Origin of the sequence: Pseudomonas sp. KCJK9111, from assembly GCF_046231935.1 — a bacterium.
In the GTDB taxonomy this organism is placed as follows: Bacteria; Pseudomonadota; Gammaproteobacteria; order Pseudomonadales; family Pseudomonadaceae; genus Aquipseudomonas; species Aquipseudomonas parafulva_B.
Window position 1 is genome coordinate 40589 of record NZ_JBJJMO010000004.1, and the last position, 15529, is coordinate 56117.

11 protein-coding genes are annotated in these 15529 nt (G+C 65.8%); 2 read left to right on the forward strand and 9 right to left on the reverse strand.

All coding sequences use genetic code 11. The annotated features are described in order from the left end of the window. Positions 1-21: 21 nt before the first annotated feature. The 9 genes from ACK59L_RS02970 to ACK59L_RS03010 all read right to left on the reverse strand — a co-directional run bounded on the left by ACK59L_RS02970 (position 22) and on the right by ACK59L_RS03010 (position 12431). Entirely contained in the window at positions 22-615 is a 594-nt protein-coding gene (locus tag ACK59L_RS02970; RefSeq protein WP_409271771.1) for a glutathione S-transferase, read from the reverse strand. Then, positions 612-4256: an AAA family ATPase gene (locus ACK59L_RS02975; protein ID WP_409271773.1), complete on the reverse strand. Its 3645-nt coding sequence runs from the start codon at positions 4254-4256 to the stop codon at positions 612-614. Before ACK59L_RS02975 ends, ACK59L_RS02970 begins: the two co-directional genes overlap by 4 nt. Then, positions 4253-5488, reverse strand: a complete 1236-nt coding sequence (locus ACK59L_RS02980) for an exonuclease SbcCD subunit D C-terminal domain-containing protein (protein WP_145256382.1) — start codon at positions 5486-5488, stop codon at positions 4253-4255. Before ACK59L_RS02980 ends, ACK59L_RS02975 begins: the two co-directional genes overlap by 4 nt. A gap of 134 nt (positions 5489-5622) precedes the next feature. After that, positions 5623-7251, reverse strand: coding sequence for a BatD family protein (locus ACK59L_RS02985; protein WP_409271776.1), 1629 nt, complete (start codon positions 7249-7251; stop codon positions 5623-5625). Next, positions 7248-8966: a tetratricopeptide repeat protein gene (locus tag ACK59L_RS02990; RefSeq protein WP_058605511.1), complete on the reverse strand. Its 1719-nt coding sequence runs from the start codon at positions 8964-8966 to the stop codon at positions 7248-7250. The genes ACK59L_RS02985 and ACK59L_RS02990 overlap by 4 nt, the downstream gene beginning before the upstream one ends. Then, positions 8963-10039 (reverse strand): VWA domain-containing protein, encoded by a 1077-nt coding sequence (locus ACK59L_RS02995; RefSeq protein WP_027916523.1) that lies wholly within the window; start codon positions 10037-10039, stop codon positions 8963-8965. Before ACK59L_RS02995 ends, ACK59L_RS02990 begins: the two co-directional genes overlap by 4 nt. Further along, on the reverse strand, positions 10032-10526 hold the full coding sequence (locus ACK59L_RS03000; protein WP_058637649.1) for a DUF4381 domain-containing protein: 495 nt from the start codon (positions 10524-10526) through the stop codon (positions 10032-10034). Before ACK59L_RS03000 ends, ACK59L_RS02995 begins: the two co-directional genes overlap by 8 nt. After that, on the reverse strand, positions 10523-11467 hold the full coding sequence (locus ACK59L_RS03005; RefSeq protein WP_100852594.1) for a DUF58 domain-containing protein: 945 nt from the start codon (positions 11465-11467) through the stop codon (positions 10523-10525). Before ACK59L_RS03005 ends, ACK59L_RS03000 begins: the two co-directional genes overlap by 4 nt. A 4-nt stretch (positions 11468-11471) precedes the next feature. Further along, entirely contained in the window at positions 11472-12431 is a 960-nt protein-coding gene (locus ACK59L_RS03010) for a MoxR family ATPase (protein ID WP_023533720.1), read from the reverse strand. A 227-nt stretch (positions 12432-12658) separates the two neighbouring features. On the opposite strand from ACK59L_RS03010, the gene ACK59L_RS03015 reads away from it, so the two are divergent. Both ACK59L_RS03015 and ACK59L_RS03020 read left to right on the forward strand, forming a co-directional pair. Then, entirely contained in the window at positions 12659-13948 is a 1290-nt protein-coding gene (locus tag ACK59L_RS03015) for a phospholipase effector Tle1 domain-containing protein (RefSeq protein ID WP_409271780.1), read from the forward strand. 353 nt (positions 13949-14301) lie between these two features. Then, positions 14302-15528, forward strand: coding sequence for an MFS transporter (locus tag ACK59L_RS03020; RefSeq protein WP_058604510.1), 1227 nt, complete (start codon positions 14302-14304; stop codon positions 15526-15528). Position 15529 lies beyond the last annotated feature (1 nt).

The window sequence follows — 15529 nt, forward strand, 5'->3', positions numbered from 1 at the left end:
TTCGTCCGATCACAGCTGCGGTCACTTGGCCATAATGGCCCTGAACAAGTCCGAACCCAGCCAGCCCTGCAGCCAGCCACGCACCTTCGGGTAGGGGGCCGTGGCGAACCAGTCGGGCTGGACCGCGGCGAACTGCCGGATCAGCGGCAACAGTGCAGCATCGGCGATACTTGGGTGCTCGGCCAGTAGGTAGGGTCGGTCCTGGAGCAGGTGCTCCAGAAGTTCCAGCCAGTGTTGCGCAGCTTCGCGGTAGTCGTGCCGTGAGTGCTGTGGATAGCGCTCGGCATACTTATACAGGTTCACCTGGGCCTTGAAGGTGGTGTCGTTAACGGCGATCAGCGCTTCGGCTTGCTGCGCCGCTTCGGGCGAGCTCGACAGGCGCCAGTCTTGCGGGTCGTTCTGCGCCAGTGCCCAGCGCATGATATCCAGGCTTTCATCGAGCACCTGGTTCCCGGTGTCCAGCACCGGAACGGTGCCCTTGGGTGACAGCGCCAGCAGGGCGGCGGGCTTGTGTTTCATTGCCACCTCCTGCACGGTCACCTCACAGCCGGCATAGCGCAACGCGAGCCGGGCACGCATGGCCCAGGGGCAGCGGCGAAACGAATAGAGGATCAACCGCACACCTCGACGTCACTCAGGCCGTTGCCCAGGCGCCGGACCTGAATTTGCACCGGTATGCGCTCGTGCATTTCCTGCACGTGGGAAATCACCGCGACCTTGCGACCCTGGGCCTGCAAGCCGTCCAACGCGTCCATGGCCAGTTGCAAGGACTCGGGGTCGAGGCTGCCGAAACCTTCGTCGATGAACAGTGACTCGATGCGCAACGTGCTCGATGCCATCGAGGCGAGCCCCAAGGCCAAAGCCAGGGAAACCAGGAAGGTCTCACCCCCTGACAGCGAGTGCACCGAGCGCAGTTCATCGCCCATTTCGGTGTCCAGTACCAGCAACCCCAGCGCACTGCCGCCGCGCTTGAGCCGATAGCGCCGCGCCAGTTGACGCAGCTGGGCATTGGCATGGTGCAACAGCAGATCGAGGTTGTAGCCTTGGGCGATCTTGCGGAACACATCGCCCGAGGCCGAGCCGATCAGGCCGCTGAGCCGAGCCCAGCGCTGCCACTGCTGACGGGCCTGCTCGATCTGCTCGGCCAGGGCCTGCGAGGCGTGCTGACGTCGCTGGTCATCGGCCTGTTGGGCCCGCAGTTCGGCGCAAGCCTGCTCGTGAACGACCAGACGCTCACGCAGTTCGAGCAGCGCCTGGTCCACATCCTGGACCGAGGTGTCGAGCGTCATCAGCGCCGCGTGCTGGCGCAGGCGCTGCTCGCGCTCCTGAAGCAGCACACGGCTCTGCTCGAGGGCTTTTTCCGCGCCCTGCAGGCGCTGGCGCAGTTCACTGGCCTGGTTGTCGTCCATGGCCAGCAGGCGATCAAGCCCTGCATCGTCCAGCTCCGGGTGTGTGGCGCGCCACTGGGCGATCTGCTCCTGGAGCTGCTCGGCTTCTTGCTCCAGCGCCTGCAACTGCTCGGTGCTGGCCTTCAGTTCACCGGCCACCTGCACAGCCTGGGTGTGCAAGCCTTGCAGGCGCTGGGCGAGATCCGCTTCAACCGCGCGCGCTTGCTCCAGCGCGGCGTCCATGTGCTGTTGCCAGGCCTCGGCACTGACGTGCTCGCCCAGTAACTGCGCGAGCATGGCCTGGGCATGCTCGCGCTGCTCCTCCAGGGCTTTGAGCTGCTGGTCACGCTGGGCAAGGCTTTGCACACGCACCTGCTGTTGATCGTGCAGTTTGTCCAGCTGGACCTGGCGAGCTTGCTGTTCTTCCAGCTCATCCTTGCGCTGGTCGAGCTGTTGCAGGCGCTGGGCGATCTGTTGGTCAAGGGCAAGAAACGCGTTGGCCGGATCGTCTCGCAGCGCCTTGAGCGCTTCGTCGGGCAGGACCCCAGCCAAGTCCGCGAGCCCTTGCTGCAGAAGGCGCTCGTCGTTTTCCAGGGCCAGGTGCTGTTGCTCCAGGTGCCGCTGCGCTTGTTGGTGCGCGTCCTGGGCGGCTTGCAGTTGCTGGTTGAGACGCGCGGCCTCTTTCTGCAGGCTGAGCAAGGCCCGCTGGCGCTTCTCGTCGTTGCCGATCTCTGTATCCAGACGCCGTAATTGGCCGTCGAGCCAACCGCTACGGGCATGGTCGTCCTGGGGCGCCAGAGCAGGCCAGAGGGCATGTTCATGAAGCTGCGCAACCAAAGGCTGCAACTGCTCGTCCAGCGCCGGCAGTTGTTGCTGAAAGTCCTTGAGCTGAGCATTGACCACACCTAGCTGGGTGCGCAGCTCGACTAGGCGCGTGTTGAGCGCTGCCACCTGACGCTGGGCAGCCTCTTCTTCGGCCTGGTCATGTTCACCCAGGCTTTGCAGCAACACCTCGGGCTGATGGAATGGGTGTTCGGCGCTGCCGCACACAGGGCAGGGCTCGCCGTCGCGCAGTTGCTCGCGCAGGGCTTGAACCGTGGTGTTGCGGGCCAGCCGCTGGCGCTCCAGCAGTTGACGCGTCAGGTTCACCGCCTGCTCGGCGCTTTCCAGTTCAGCCTTGGCGGCGGTGCCTTCGCCAATCAGGCGCTGGCGCTCGACCATGGCGTGCTGCTGGCGATCACGCAGGGTGGCCTGTTGCTGGCTCAACTCGAGCACGCGGGCGTGTACACGCGTCAATTGCTCCACGGCGCGATGCTGCTTGCGGTTGTCCTGCAGCATGCTGCCGAGCAGGTCGATTTGTTCTGCCAGGGCGTTGGGCTGCGCCTTGGCTTCGCGGAACAGGGCGTCATGGGCGTCGCGCTCGGCCTGCAGGTGGGCAGTGGCCTGGCTGGCTTGAGCCTGCAGGCCGGGCAGTTCCTCGCGGCCTTTGCCCAGCCGGCCGCCGATCAGCATCACCTGCTTGAGCTGCGGCAGATAGGCATGCCACGCACCGGCCAGCCCGGCCAGGTGCTGGCTCTCGGCCAACGCCGTGTCGATCTGGGCCAGTTGCTGTTGACTGCGTTCTTGGCTGGCTTGCAGTTGCTGCAACTGCTGTTGGCCCTCAGCCACTTGATGTTCGGCCTGCTGGCTGTCGCTGCGCTGGACGGCCAGTTGCTGATCGAGGCGGGCCAGGTTGTCCTGGGCCGTATAGGCTTGGCGCAGCAGCGGGCCGGCGTCGCTATGGGCGGCCTGGGCGGCGGTCAATGCAAGATGTGCTGTTTCCAACGCCTGCTGCTGCTCGGCTGTCCGCTGTTGCAGCTCGGCGTGATGCCGGGTGTGTTCGGCAAGCCTGGCGATGATCGGCGCGCGCTGCGCCGCCAGTGCCTGCTGGCGGTGAAACTGATGGCGCTGCGGGGCAAGACGCTCCAGGCGCGCCAGGTCCAGGCGCGGCTCGGCCAAGGCTTGCCAGTCCTGCTCGGCGGCCTCCAGGGCAGTGCGGGCCTGCGCCTGCTGGGCTTGCAACTGGTCATGTTCGATCAACCCACTGCGCTGCTGCTCCAGCTGTCGCTCGCCAGCCTGGGCGGTTTTGAGCTCGCGTTGCGCCTGTTCCAGACGTTGGTCCAGGTCGGCGCGGGCATCCGTGGCCATGGGCAGCAGGTGGCTGGCTCGCTCTTTCAAGGCGGCATGCGCCTCGCCCGCCTCGCGTGCTCGGGCAAAGGCGCGTTGGCCCAGGCGCGAATAGATCGCGGTATTGGTCAGTTTTTCCAGCAGTTCGCTGCGTTCGCGGTCGTCGGCCTTGAGGAACGCCCCGAACTCGCTTTGCGCCAGCATCACGGCGCGGGTGAACTGTTCGAAGTTAAGGCCCAGGCGCGTCTCGATCAGCTGCTTGTATTCGTTCTTGCCGCTGCCCAGCACCTGCTCGCTGTCCAGGTCGTAGAAGCTCTGGCGGCTGAGCTGGAGCTTGCCGTTGGCCTTGTCGCGAGCACGGTTCGCCTCCCAGCGCGCCCGGTAGCGGCGCCCGTCGACGCCGACGAAATCCACCTCGGCAAAGCCACTGCCGGTACCGCGGCGCAACAGGTTGCGCGGGTCCGAAGTGGGGATCTCGCCATCGCCGTCCGGCACCTTGGCCTCACGGCCGATGTCATTCAGACGTGGCACCGTACCGAACAGCGCCAGGCACAGCGCGTCGAGCAGGGTGCTTTTACCTGCCCCGGTGGGGCCGGTGATGGCGAACAGACCCGCGCCTGCCAGGGGCTCCTGGGTGAAGTCGATATCGATCGGGCCCGCCAGCGATGCCAGGTTCTTCAGGCGAATGGCAAGAATCTTCATGGTTGCTCTTCTTCGTGCTGTACGTCCTGCAGCAGCAGGGCGAAATCGGCCAGCGTCTGCTCATCGGCAGGGTCGCCATAGGCTTGCGCCCAGGCACGGCTGAACAGGTCTTGCGGGGTCATCTGGGCCAGTTCGACGAACGCCGGGCCTTCGTCGTCGGCCGTTCGGCCGGCGTACTCGGCACCGATGCGAATCAACCGCACGGCTTTGTCGTGCAGCGCGGTTTCGATCTGCTGGCGCAGGTCGGGCTGCGGCTCGTTCAACACGACGCGCACCTCCAGCCAAGGCTGGCGGTTGGGGTCATCGAGCAGGTCCACCACGGGCAGGTCGGCCAGTTGCGTCAAGACCTCGTTCAGTGGGGCCGGCCCTATGCGTTGCAGCGGCACCGCACGCGGAACTGGACGAGCCTCGACACTGGCCAGCGCCGCGCCGTCGAAAGTGACTTCCAGCACCTGGTGGGGGTAGTTGACCTCCGCGAACGACAACGGAATGGGCGACCCGCTATAGCGGATACGGTCTTCGCGGTTGACCTTCTGGGGCTTGTGCAGGTGGCCCAGGGCGACGTAGCTGATGGCCTTGTCGAAGAGCTTGGCCGGCAATGCCTCGGCGTTGCCGATGATCAGGCTGCGCTCGGAGTCTTCGGAGACCGCACCGCCAGCCATGTGCGCATGGCTGATGGCGATCAGCGCCTGGTCCTTGCGCTGCCTGGCCTGGGCGGCGGCGATCAGTTGCTGGTGGACCCGCGTGATGCCTTGCAGGTAGTCGTCGCCCAGTTGCAGGCCGGTTACCTCAGCCGGCCGCAGGAACGGCAAGGCCAGGCACCAGGCGGTCACCTTGCCGCGCGCGTTGGTCAGCGGAATCAGCAGCCGCTCGACATCCAGTTGCCCATCGTCCAGCCAGTGCACGCGGCCCAGTGCGTGGGTGCGCAGGCGGCGCATCAACGGCGCAGGCAGCTCGATGCGCGAGCCGGAGTCGTGGTTACCGGCGATCATCACGATATCCAGTTTCGGCTGCTGTTCGTGGGCCCTGACGATGAAATCGTACAATCGCTCCTGGGCTTTGACCGGCGGGTTGACGGTGTCGAAGACGTCGCCTGCGATCAACAGCGCATCAGGCTGGCGCAGGTGCAGTTGGCCGAGCAGCCAGTCGAGGAAGCAGGCGTGTTCGAAGTCGCGTTCCTGGCCATGGAGGCTTTGGCCCAGGTGCCAATCGGAAGTGTGAAACAGACGCATGGATGACCTGTGGATATGAAGGTGCACGGGCGGGCAAGGGCGTTATGGTACCCCATGGACGCGGCGCTGTGCGGGCTGGTAAAGCCGGTCAGTACGCGGCGCGACGCCGGTCGACGACGCGCGGCGCTACCGGCTCACTTGGGGTACAGCGGTGGCAGGCTGCCGCTCTCGCCGGTGGGCAGCAGCACCTGTTCGGCCGGTGGAATGGTGCCGATCGCCCGCCACAGGTCTTCGCCTTGCCAGTGCTGGCCGCTTTCGCTGTACAGCGCGCCGTTCAACCCATCCAGGGCGTCGGACAAAGGCACGAAGCGCGCTGCCATTTCGGCCAGGGTCTGCGGTTGTTGCCGCGCCCAGGCATCCAAGGCCTGGCGTGTGGCCTGGGGGTCGTTGGCCAGGCAGGCACGCTTGAGGTCGTCCAGCAGGGTCCGAGGGCTGGGCCCTGTCTGTGCCGCACGCAGCACCGCTGGCTGCGAACGGGCACGCCACCACAGGGTGAAGCCCAGTAGCGTGGTCAACGCAAGCACAAGGGTCGCCACCTGCCAAGGCCACAGCAGCATGCTGCTGCCATTGCCCACCACCGGAGTCTCGGCCACCAGGGCAGGGTTGTCCTGCACGGTGATCGAGCGTGCAGGCAGGCCACTGTGCTCGAGGTGATCTTCGCGTGTGTTCCACCAGGTCACTTCCAGCGCAGGTAAGGCCAGCGGGCCGCTGTGGGTGGGGATGAGCGCCTCGCGTTCCTCGCGGGTGGCGGTCATGCCCCGTTCGCTGATCTCGTTGCGCAACAACGGCTGGTCGGGGTAGCGGCGCAGGCCGCTGGCCTCGGTGGGCGGTACTGGCGGCAACTGAGCACTGGACAGGCCTCCGGCGCGCAGGGTGACGGTGCGGGTCAACGAGTCGCCGATCTGGGTCTGCTGGGCGGCAGGATCGGGGCTCCAGCGTTCCTCCAGGGTCAGGCTACGCGCGGGCAGCCAGGGCAGTCCGGCTGGCCACTGGGCCGGAACGGGCCGTACCGTCAGGCGCAGCGGCAGTGAGCTGACCTGTATCTGGCGGCCGGCACGTGCAGCGCCGTTGCCGTTCTGCTCGGCCTGGCTGCTGGCCGCAGCCGTGGCGGTGAAGGTCAGTGAAGGAATGTCCAGGGTGCCGCTTTGCTGGGCATAGACCGCATAGCGCGTCTCGATCACGCCATGGCGCACACCCTGGATTTCCTTTTCGTAGGTGCGCGATTCGCCCAAGGGCTCGACCTTGGCGTTGTCCAGTTGCAGCGGGCTGAGGCTGCTGTCGTCATACAGCGCCACCGAATGGTAGATGCGCAGGGTCAGTACAGCCTGGGCCTGCACGTAGACATCGGTGCTGTCCAGGGTTGCCTCGATGAATACCTGGGCGTTGTCCTCGCGGTTGGCATCGGCCTGCAGCACTTGCAGGTCCACCGGCTGGCTGAACGACTGCCCCAGTTGCAGGGCAGGAATCTGCAGGCTGCCGCTGCGCCGGGGCAGGAGCGTGATGATCCAGCGGGTGCTGGCGCGGGTTTCGCCATCGAGGGTGTGCAGGCTGTTCAGCTGCCGGGTGCTACGCACCTCGAAGTCGCCTTCCAGGGCTCGCAGGTCAGGCTTGCCGAACTCGGTCACATCCTGGCTTTCGAGGGTCAGCTCCAGGCTCTCGCCGGCTTCCAGGCGGGTACGGTCGACACTGGCCTTGAGCGACGGCTCGGCATGAGCCAGCAGGTTCCAGAGCAGCATGAGGAGAAAGACGCCGCAGCGACTCATCGTGGGGTTTCCTGTTGCAATTGCTGTTCGTACCAGAATTTGCGCCGGAGCAACTGCGCGGGATTGTCGGGGATTTCTCGTAGCCATTGTTCAAGCGCCTGGCGTTGCTCGGCATCCAGCGCGGTGGTGACAGGCGTGTGGGGTGGTTCGACCACATCGTCATCCTCGCCTGGCGGGTTGCCAGGTGCACCCTGGTCACTGCCGTCGCCTTGCGCCGAGGCGCCGTCCCCGGCCTGCTCGTCGGAACCGGGCGCAGGCTCTGCCGGGCTGCCTTGTGCGCTGCTGTTCCCCTCGGTTTCACGGCCTGGCGAACCCTGGGCTTCGGTGCTGCCGGGCTGTTCGGCAGCTTTGCCCTGGCGCTGGGCCAGCATTTGCTCGACCAGGGCCTGATTGTCCAGCGCCGCCTGCAAGTCCGGCTGACGCTCCAGGGCTTGATCATACGCGTCCAGCGCGGCTTCCAGTTCACCGCTGTACGCCAGGGCATTGCCGCGATTGTAGTGGGCGGCGGCGGTGTCCACCTGCAGAAAGGCCTCGGCGGCGCCGGCATAGTCACCCGCCTGGTACAGGGCCATGCCCCGCCATTGGGGGTCACGGAAGCGACCGGCGGCTTCGGCGGCTCGACCCTGTTCGAGCAGGCGCTGGCCTTGCTGGTCGGGGCGCAGCCACAGATCCTCGAGTTCGAACGCCTGGCCGGGCTGGGGCAGGGCGAGCAACAGGGGCAGGCAGAATAGCCAACCCCGCCGACCGGCACAGGCTGCCAGCAACAGCAATGGAATCAGCAGCCAGTACCCCTGGTCGGCCCAGCTGTCCAGTTGCAAGGTCTGGCCCTCGCTGCGTGTGCTGCGCGGGTTGTCGAACAGCCCGAGGCCGCGCAGGTCCAGGTCATCGATGCGGGCATGCCGGTAACGCCCGCCGGTGCCGTTGATGAAGCCTCTAAGGGCTGCACTGTCCAGCCTTGGCAGCAGGATCGCGCCCTGGTCGTCCTTGAGAAATTCGCCGTTGGCCTGGCGCACTGGCGCCCCGTCGCGGCTGCCGATGCCCAGCATCAGCAGGCTCGGACCGTGGCGACCCAGTGCCTGGCTGATGCCTTGGCGCTCGGCGGCGCTGAGCGAGGACCCGACCAGCAGCAATCGCCCCTGGCCAAGGCCACTCTGGGCGAGCAGCGCCAAGCCCTTGTGCACGGCAAGGTCTGCCCGTTGGCCGGGCTTGGGCATGATCGAGGGGTCGAGTGCTTCGAGCAGGTTGCGGGTGGTGGCCAGGTCATCGGACAGCGGCACCAGGGTATGCGCCGACCCTGCGTAGACCACCAGTGCGGTCTGGCTGTCACGGCGGTGCTCAAGTACGTCGAGGACCTTGCGGCGCGCCTGCTCAAGGCGATTGGGCGGGCTGTCCTCGGCCAGCATCTGCGGGGTCAGTTCCAGCAGAATGACCAGAGGGTCGGCAGGCCGCTGGTGGTTTTCCTCCACGCGTTGCCAACTCGGGCCCAGCAGGGCCAGCACCACCAGCAGCCAGGCCAGGCCCAAGGCTATCCAGGGTAGCTTGCTGGTGGTGCCGCTGCCGCCACCGAGCAGCACGTTGTGGAAGGCCGGGGGCAGGATCATTTGCCAACGCCCGGCGCGCCTGCGCCGGTGCCATAGCTTGAACAGCAACCAGCCGAGCACGGGCACGCTCAACAACCACAGCGGGCGCAGCCATTGGGGCCACAGATCAATCATCGCGGCCTCCTCAGGCGCAGGCGTTTGAGGCGCTGCCGCCATTGTGGGTGCGGTTGCAGAAAGCGCGGCTTGCGCAGCTGGCGCTGCAGCGGGTTGTCCGGCCACTGCACGCTGATCACCAGCAGCACGCTCAGCAGCAGCGCCAGGGCCAGCGGCCAGGCATACAGGGCCTTGGCGGTACGCGCCTGGGTCGGCTGTTGCGCCACAGGTTCCAGCCGGTCCAGCGTGTCGCCGATGGCGTCGAGTTCGGCGCCATCATGGGCGCGGAAATACGCGCCCTGGGTGGTCTCGGCGATTTCGCGCAAGGACGCTTCATCCAGGTCCAGGCTGGGGTTCAGGCCCAGCAGGCCAGGGGTGCCGGTGGCTTGCGGGTCGGCGCCAATGCCGATGGTGTAGATGCGCACGCCCTCCTGAGCGGCCAGACGCGCGGCGGTGAGGGGGTGGATCAGCCCGCCATTGTTGGCCCCGTCGGTGATCAGCACCAGTACCCGGCTCTGCGAGGGCCGCTGGCGCAGCCGCTTGACGGCCAGGCCGATGGCGTCGCCGATAGCGGTGTTCTTGCCGGCGATGCCGATCTGGGCTTCATCGAGAAAGGTGCGCACCGTGCGCCGGTCGAAGGTCAGCGGAGCCTGCAGGTAGGCCTGGCTGCCGAACAGGATCAGCCCCACGCGGTCACCTTCACGGTCCTGCAAAAAGTCGCCCAGCAGGGCCTTCACCAGGTCGAGCCGGCTGATGTCCTCGCCCTGCCACTGCATGTCCGGGAAGTCCATCGAGCCAGACACGTCTACCGCCACCAGTAGATCGCGTCCACTGGCTGCCACCGGCATCGGCTCGCCCAGCCATTGGGGTCGAGCGGCGGCGCACAGCAACAGCAGCCAGATCACGACGAACGGGGCCTGCTGGCGCCAGGTTGGCAGGTTCAGACGGGCGCGGCGCCCCGCCAGGCTTTCGAGCTCTTGGAGGAAGCCGACTTTCAGCACGGGCTCCCCACTGTCGGCGGCAGGCAGGACGAGCCGTGCCAGCCAAGGCAGGGGCAGCAAGGCGAATATCCACGGCCAGGCCAGTTCAAACATGCTTGCGAATCCAGGTTTCCACCGCCTGGCTGAGCCCGGCGATGGCCTTGTCGTCCAGGCGGCATTCGGGCTTGTAGGCCCCTTCGACCAACACCATCCAGCGGGTCAGGCCTGCCGCCGGGCAGCGGTTGTCGAGAAACGCCAGCCACTGCCGGCCATTGAGCGTGTGGCTGTTGGCCAAGGGGTAGTGACTGCGACACAGCCGTTTGAGCAGGGCGTTGATCTGCTGCAGCCAGGCGCCGGCAGGCGCTTTGTCATAAGGGCGGGGCAGGCGCGCCAGTTCCTCGAGGGCGGCCACGCGCACCGGGTCCAGCGGCTGCTCGGTGCGGGGTACGGGCCGTTTGCGGGGGCGCCAGTGACGCACGCGCCACAGGCCCCAGGCCAGCACGGGCACCAACGCCAGCAATAGCCACCAGCCAGGCGCCGGCGGCCATGGGCTGATCGGCGGGGGCGCGATCAATGGCTGCAACTGGTCAAGCGGGTTCACGAGGCGCTGCCCAGGCGTTGTGCGCTCAGGTAATCGCGCAATTGCTCGATCATCTCGCTTTGCGTGGTCAGGGGCATCAGCAGCACCCTGAGCTTTTGCGCCATCAATTCCCAGCGCTCGATGCGCGCCTCGGCCTGTTGCCGGTAGGCCTGGCGCAGCCCTTCGTCCAGCGTGTCCAGTTCCAGCTGCGCACCTCGTTGCGCGAACCTCAGCAAGCCGGCTGCCGGCAGGGCGTGGTCCAGTGGGTCCGATACCGGCATCAGCAACAGGTCGCAGTGACGGGAGAGCATGGCCAGGTGCTGTTCGCACTGGGGCGTCAACGAGCGCTCATCGCAAATCACGATGGCCAGGCTGCCAGGCCTCAATACTTCCCGCGCCCTGCGCAGCGCAAGGCCGAGGCTATCGGCCTGGGCCACGCCTTCGGTGTGCAGCGACTGGTTAACCTTGGCCAGGCGATTGAGCAGTTGCAGCAGGCTTTGCTTGCTGCGCCTGGGTTTGATCTCGTGGGGATCGTTGTCACCGAACACCAGCCCCCCGATCCGGTCGTTGTGCCCCAGCGCGGCCCAGCCGAACAGGGCAGCTGCCTGAGCCGCCAGTACCGACTTGAACACCAGCCCGGAGCCGAAGAACAGCCGCTGGCTCTGCTCCACGAGAATGAAGATCGGCCGCTCGCGTTCTTCGTGGAACAGCTTGGTGTGGGGCTCTTGGGTACGGGCAGTGACCCGCCAGTCGATATTGCGCACATCGTCACCGGCCTGGTACACCCGCACCTGATCGAAGTCCACACCCCGGCCCCGCAGCTTGGAATGGTGCAGGCCCACCAGCGGGCTGCGTTGGCCGGGGTTGGAGAACAGTTGGATTTCGCGCACGCGGTGGCGCATGTCGATGAGTTCGGCAAGGGTGATGCGAATGCCGGGTTCGATCAGCGGGGCGCTGGACATGGGGTCAGGCAACGGCCACGACGTCGAGGATACGCTGCACGACCCGGTCCTGGTCGACCCCCGCCGCCTCGGCTTCGAACGACAGGATGATGCGGTGGCGCAACACGTCGAACAGTACCGCCTGAATGTCCTCGGGGCTGACGAAATCGCGCCCGGCAAGCCACGCGTGGGCCCGTGCGCAGCGGTCCAGGGAAATCGAACCGCGCGGGCTGGCGCCGTAGGCAATCCAGTCGGCCAGTTCGTTGTCGAATTTGGCCGGCGTACGCGTGGCCATGACCAGTTGCACCAGGTACTCCTCCACTGCGTCCGCCATGTACAGACCGAGGATTTCCTTGCGTGCTGCGAAGATCGCCTGCTGGCTGACCCGCCGTTCGGGCTTGGTCTCACCCCCCAGCGCCTCGCCACGGGCCTGGGCCAGGATGCGGCGCTCCACGGCGGCGTCGGGGAAGCCGATCTTGACATGCATCAGGAAACGGTCGAGCTGCGCTTCGGGCAGGGGATAGGTGCCTTCCTGCTCGATCGGGTTCTGCGTGGCCATGACCAGGAACAGCGGCGACAGGTCGTAGGTACTGCGCCCCACACTGACCTGACGCTCGGCCATGGCTTCGAGCAGCGCCGATTGCACCTTCGCCGGCGCCCGGTTGATTTCGTCCGCCAGCACCAGGTTGTGAAAGATCGGCCCCTGCTGGAACACGAAGCTCCCCGTCTCGGGCCGATAGATCTCGGTGCCGGTGATGTCGGCGGGCAGCAGGTCAGGGGTGAACTGGATACGGTGAAATTGCGCCTCGATGCCCTCGGCCAGTTCCTTGATGGCCTTGGTCTTGGCTAGGCCCGGCGCACCTTCCACCAGCATGTGGCCATCGGCCAACAGCACGATCAGCAGCCGCTCGACCAGCTTTTCCTGGCCAAGGATCTGGGAAGAGAGAAAGGTGCGCAGCGCGATCAGCGCCTCACGGTGTTCCATCGGCGACGGTTCCTGATAGAGGACCAGGCGGCTGATGGCAGCGGCCCGGCAAGGGTTGATACTTTAATCCATCCGAGGGGGTGGCGACCAATGGCGGCTTGGAAATTTATCCATCCTCGGCTGCCTGGCACCCGGAAATGTCCTGCCCGATGATCGCCATTGCCTGATGGTTCGGCATCGTGCCGTGGCGCTTGCTTGTGCTTTTCAGCCAGGCAGGTAGCACTACAATGGAAACGCACATCACCGGCAGCCAAAGGGCAGACGCCATCGAAATACGTCTGGGCCTATTCTTCGACGGCACGGGCAACAATCAGCACAACACCACGGTATCGCACGGCAAGGGGGTAAGTTATGACAATGCCTTGAGCAACGTCGCACTGCTGCATGACCTCTATGCGCAGCAACCGGAAGACGATGGGCAGCGCGTCGTGCTCAAGCACTATGTCCAGGGGATTGGCACCCAGGCTGGGGAAGCCGATGACATCTATGCCTCGGCCACCGGTCGCGGGCGTACGGGCATCGAGGCGCGTGTGGAGCAAGCGCTGGCCGATATCGCCGCGCTGTTGCGCGACTGGCAGCTAGGCCATCGGCAAACGCGCATCGAGCGGATAAGTGTGGACCTGTTCGGTTTCAGCCGCGGTGCAGCGGCGGCCAGGCATATGGCCAATGTGTTGCGCAACGAGCCCGCGCGTCTGTTTACACACTGCCCGATCGTCATCCATTTCATCGGTTTGTTCGACACGGTGGCAGCCATCGTTGCACCCCTGCAAGGGGATTTCGACCCCGCCGATACCCGTCAGGGTGGGCTGCAGCTCGGGTTGCCCGAAGGCATTGCCAACCATGTCGTGCAGTTGGTGGCCGGGGATGAGCAGCGCCACAACTTTCCCCTGATAGGCAGTGGGCACGACATCGTGCTGCCGGGTGTGCATTCGAATATCGGTGGTGGCTATCAAGATGTGGTCGACGAAGACGTGCTGCTGTGCAAGCCCCAGTCCCAGCGGGTAGCGGCTGAGGTACCTGCACAGCAGACCGGCGTCTACACAGCCGTCGCCGCATTGATGGCTACCGCGTTCAAGGACCTTGGCCAACCGCCTGCGCATGTGGTCAGTTGGGAACAGCCTGTGCCTGGTGGGGAGCCCCGTGAACCGCAGAAACAGGTCTATGCCGCCATTGGTCGGAGGCGACAGGTAGCCGGGCAGCTGTCACGGGTACACTTGAGCATCATGCGCGAGTACGCAGCGCGCGCGGGCGTGCCCTTTGCACCGCTTGGCTGCGACAGGCAGCACGCTGTACCGGAGGAGCTGCGTGGCATCAGCGACAAGTTGCATGCCTATGCGTTGGGAGCCTGCCCATCGCTGGAACTGAGCGGGCCGGAGCAAACCCTATTGCGCGAGCGCTATATCCATACTTCGGCGCACTGGAATGCCGTCAAGGGCATGCGCAGCAGTTCACTGGACGTGCTGTTCATCGACCGGCCGGGCGTAGCGGGGCGGGTGGTGCATCCTAATCCTGTCTAGGGTGTTCGGGTGCAGAGTGGGGCTGCCTTGCACCAAATCCGTAGGCTATCGGATTTCCCGGGCGGGCAGCCTAGCCGCGATGGGCCGCAAAGTGGCCCCCCGACACTCTCGGCTGCAAAGCTGAAATATTGGGGCCGCTTCGCGCCCATTGCGGTCAGTCCGGCGCCCCGCAACCCCGCTCCCACAAAGAATCCCGCACACCTCTGTATCCTGGGCCCTGCACGCTATCGATCACAGCGATAACCACTATCGAGCGGCCGGTCTCTCGCCTGGCAGCCCGTGCTCTTATACTCGCGGCCTGATTTAGCCTCTCGTGCGCCTGTCTCAGGCGCCCTGTCATGGAATTGTGCACAATGCCAAGCGTCAGCCCGGCCCCTCGTGGTCTGCCCGAACACCAACAGCAAAGCCTGCTCCAGCAATGGCTGGCCATTCTCTCCGTGGCCGTGGGCGCGTTCGCCCTGGTGACCAGCGAGTTTCTCCCAGTAGGCGTGCTGAACGACGTCGCCAATGACCTGGGCATCAGCGCAGGCCTTGCCGGGCTGATGGTCACCTTGCCCGGCATCATGGCGGCCCTGGCGGCGCCGACCATTTCTGTCGGTGTCGGCAACCTGGACCGGCGCTACCTGCTGATTGGCCTGACCCTGATCATGATCCTGGCCAACGCCATCGTCGCCTTTGCCGGTAACTTCCACCTGTTGCTGCTCGGGCGCGTGCTGCTGGGGGTGAGTATCGGTGGCTTCTGGGCGACCGCCATCGCCTTGAGCAGCCGCCTGGCGCCCGAGGGCGTCGGGGTGGCCAAGGCCAATTCGATCATCATGGCCGGCGTCACCCTGGCCACGGTCATCGGCGTGCCGGTGGGTACCTGGCTCAGCGGGTTGATGGGCTGGCGGATGACGTTCCTGGTCACCGCCGTGGTAGGGGTGCCGGTACTGCTGGCGCAGGTCATGCTGCTGCCCCGGTTGATGCCTGAAAAGGCGATCCGCATCAGCGACCTGCCGGCCTTGTTCATCAACCCGCAAGCGCGCGTGGGCCTGATTGCCGTGTTGCTGATCGGCCTGGCGCATTTTGCGGCCTACACCTACGTGGCCCCTTTCTTCAAGCAAAGCGCCGGCTTCGATGGCCCAACCATTGGCTCATTGCTGCTGCTCTACGGCGTGGCAGGCTTCATGGGCAACATCTTCGCCGGCTTCGCGGCCAACCGGAGTGTGCGGCATACCCTGCTGCTGGTGGCATTGCTGATAGCCACCAGCACGGCGCTGTTCCCGCACTTTGCCACCGGCATGACGGGCGCTGCCATGCTCATCGCGTTGTGGGGCTTTGCCTTCGGGGCGTTTCCTGCCTGCGCGAACATCTGGATGTTCGTGGTCGCGCCCAAGGATGTGGAACGGGGCATGCCGCTGTTCGTGGCCATGTTCCAGGTCATCATCGCCGTGGGCTCGTTCTTCGGTGGTCAGGTGGTCGATCACTTGGGCACCGGCGTGCTGCTGAGCGCGGCCACGGCACTGGTAGGTTGCGGTTTCGTGACGGTGCTGGTGCTCGGGCGCAGTGTCAGCAATGCGATGGTCAGCCAGCCGGGTTGAG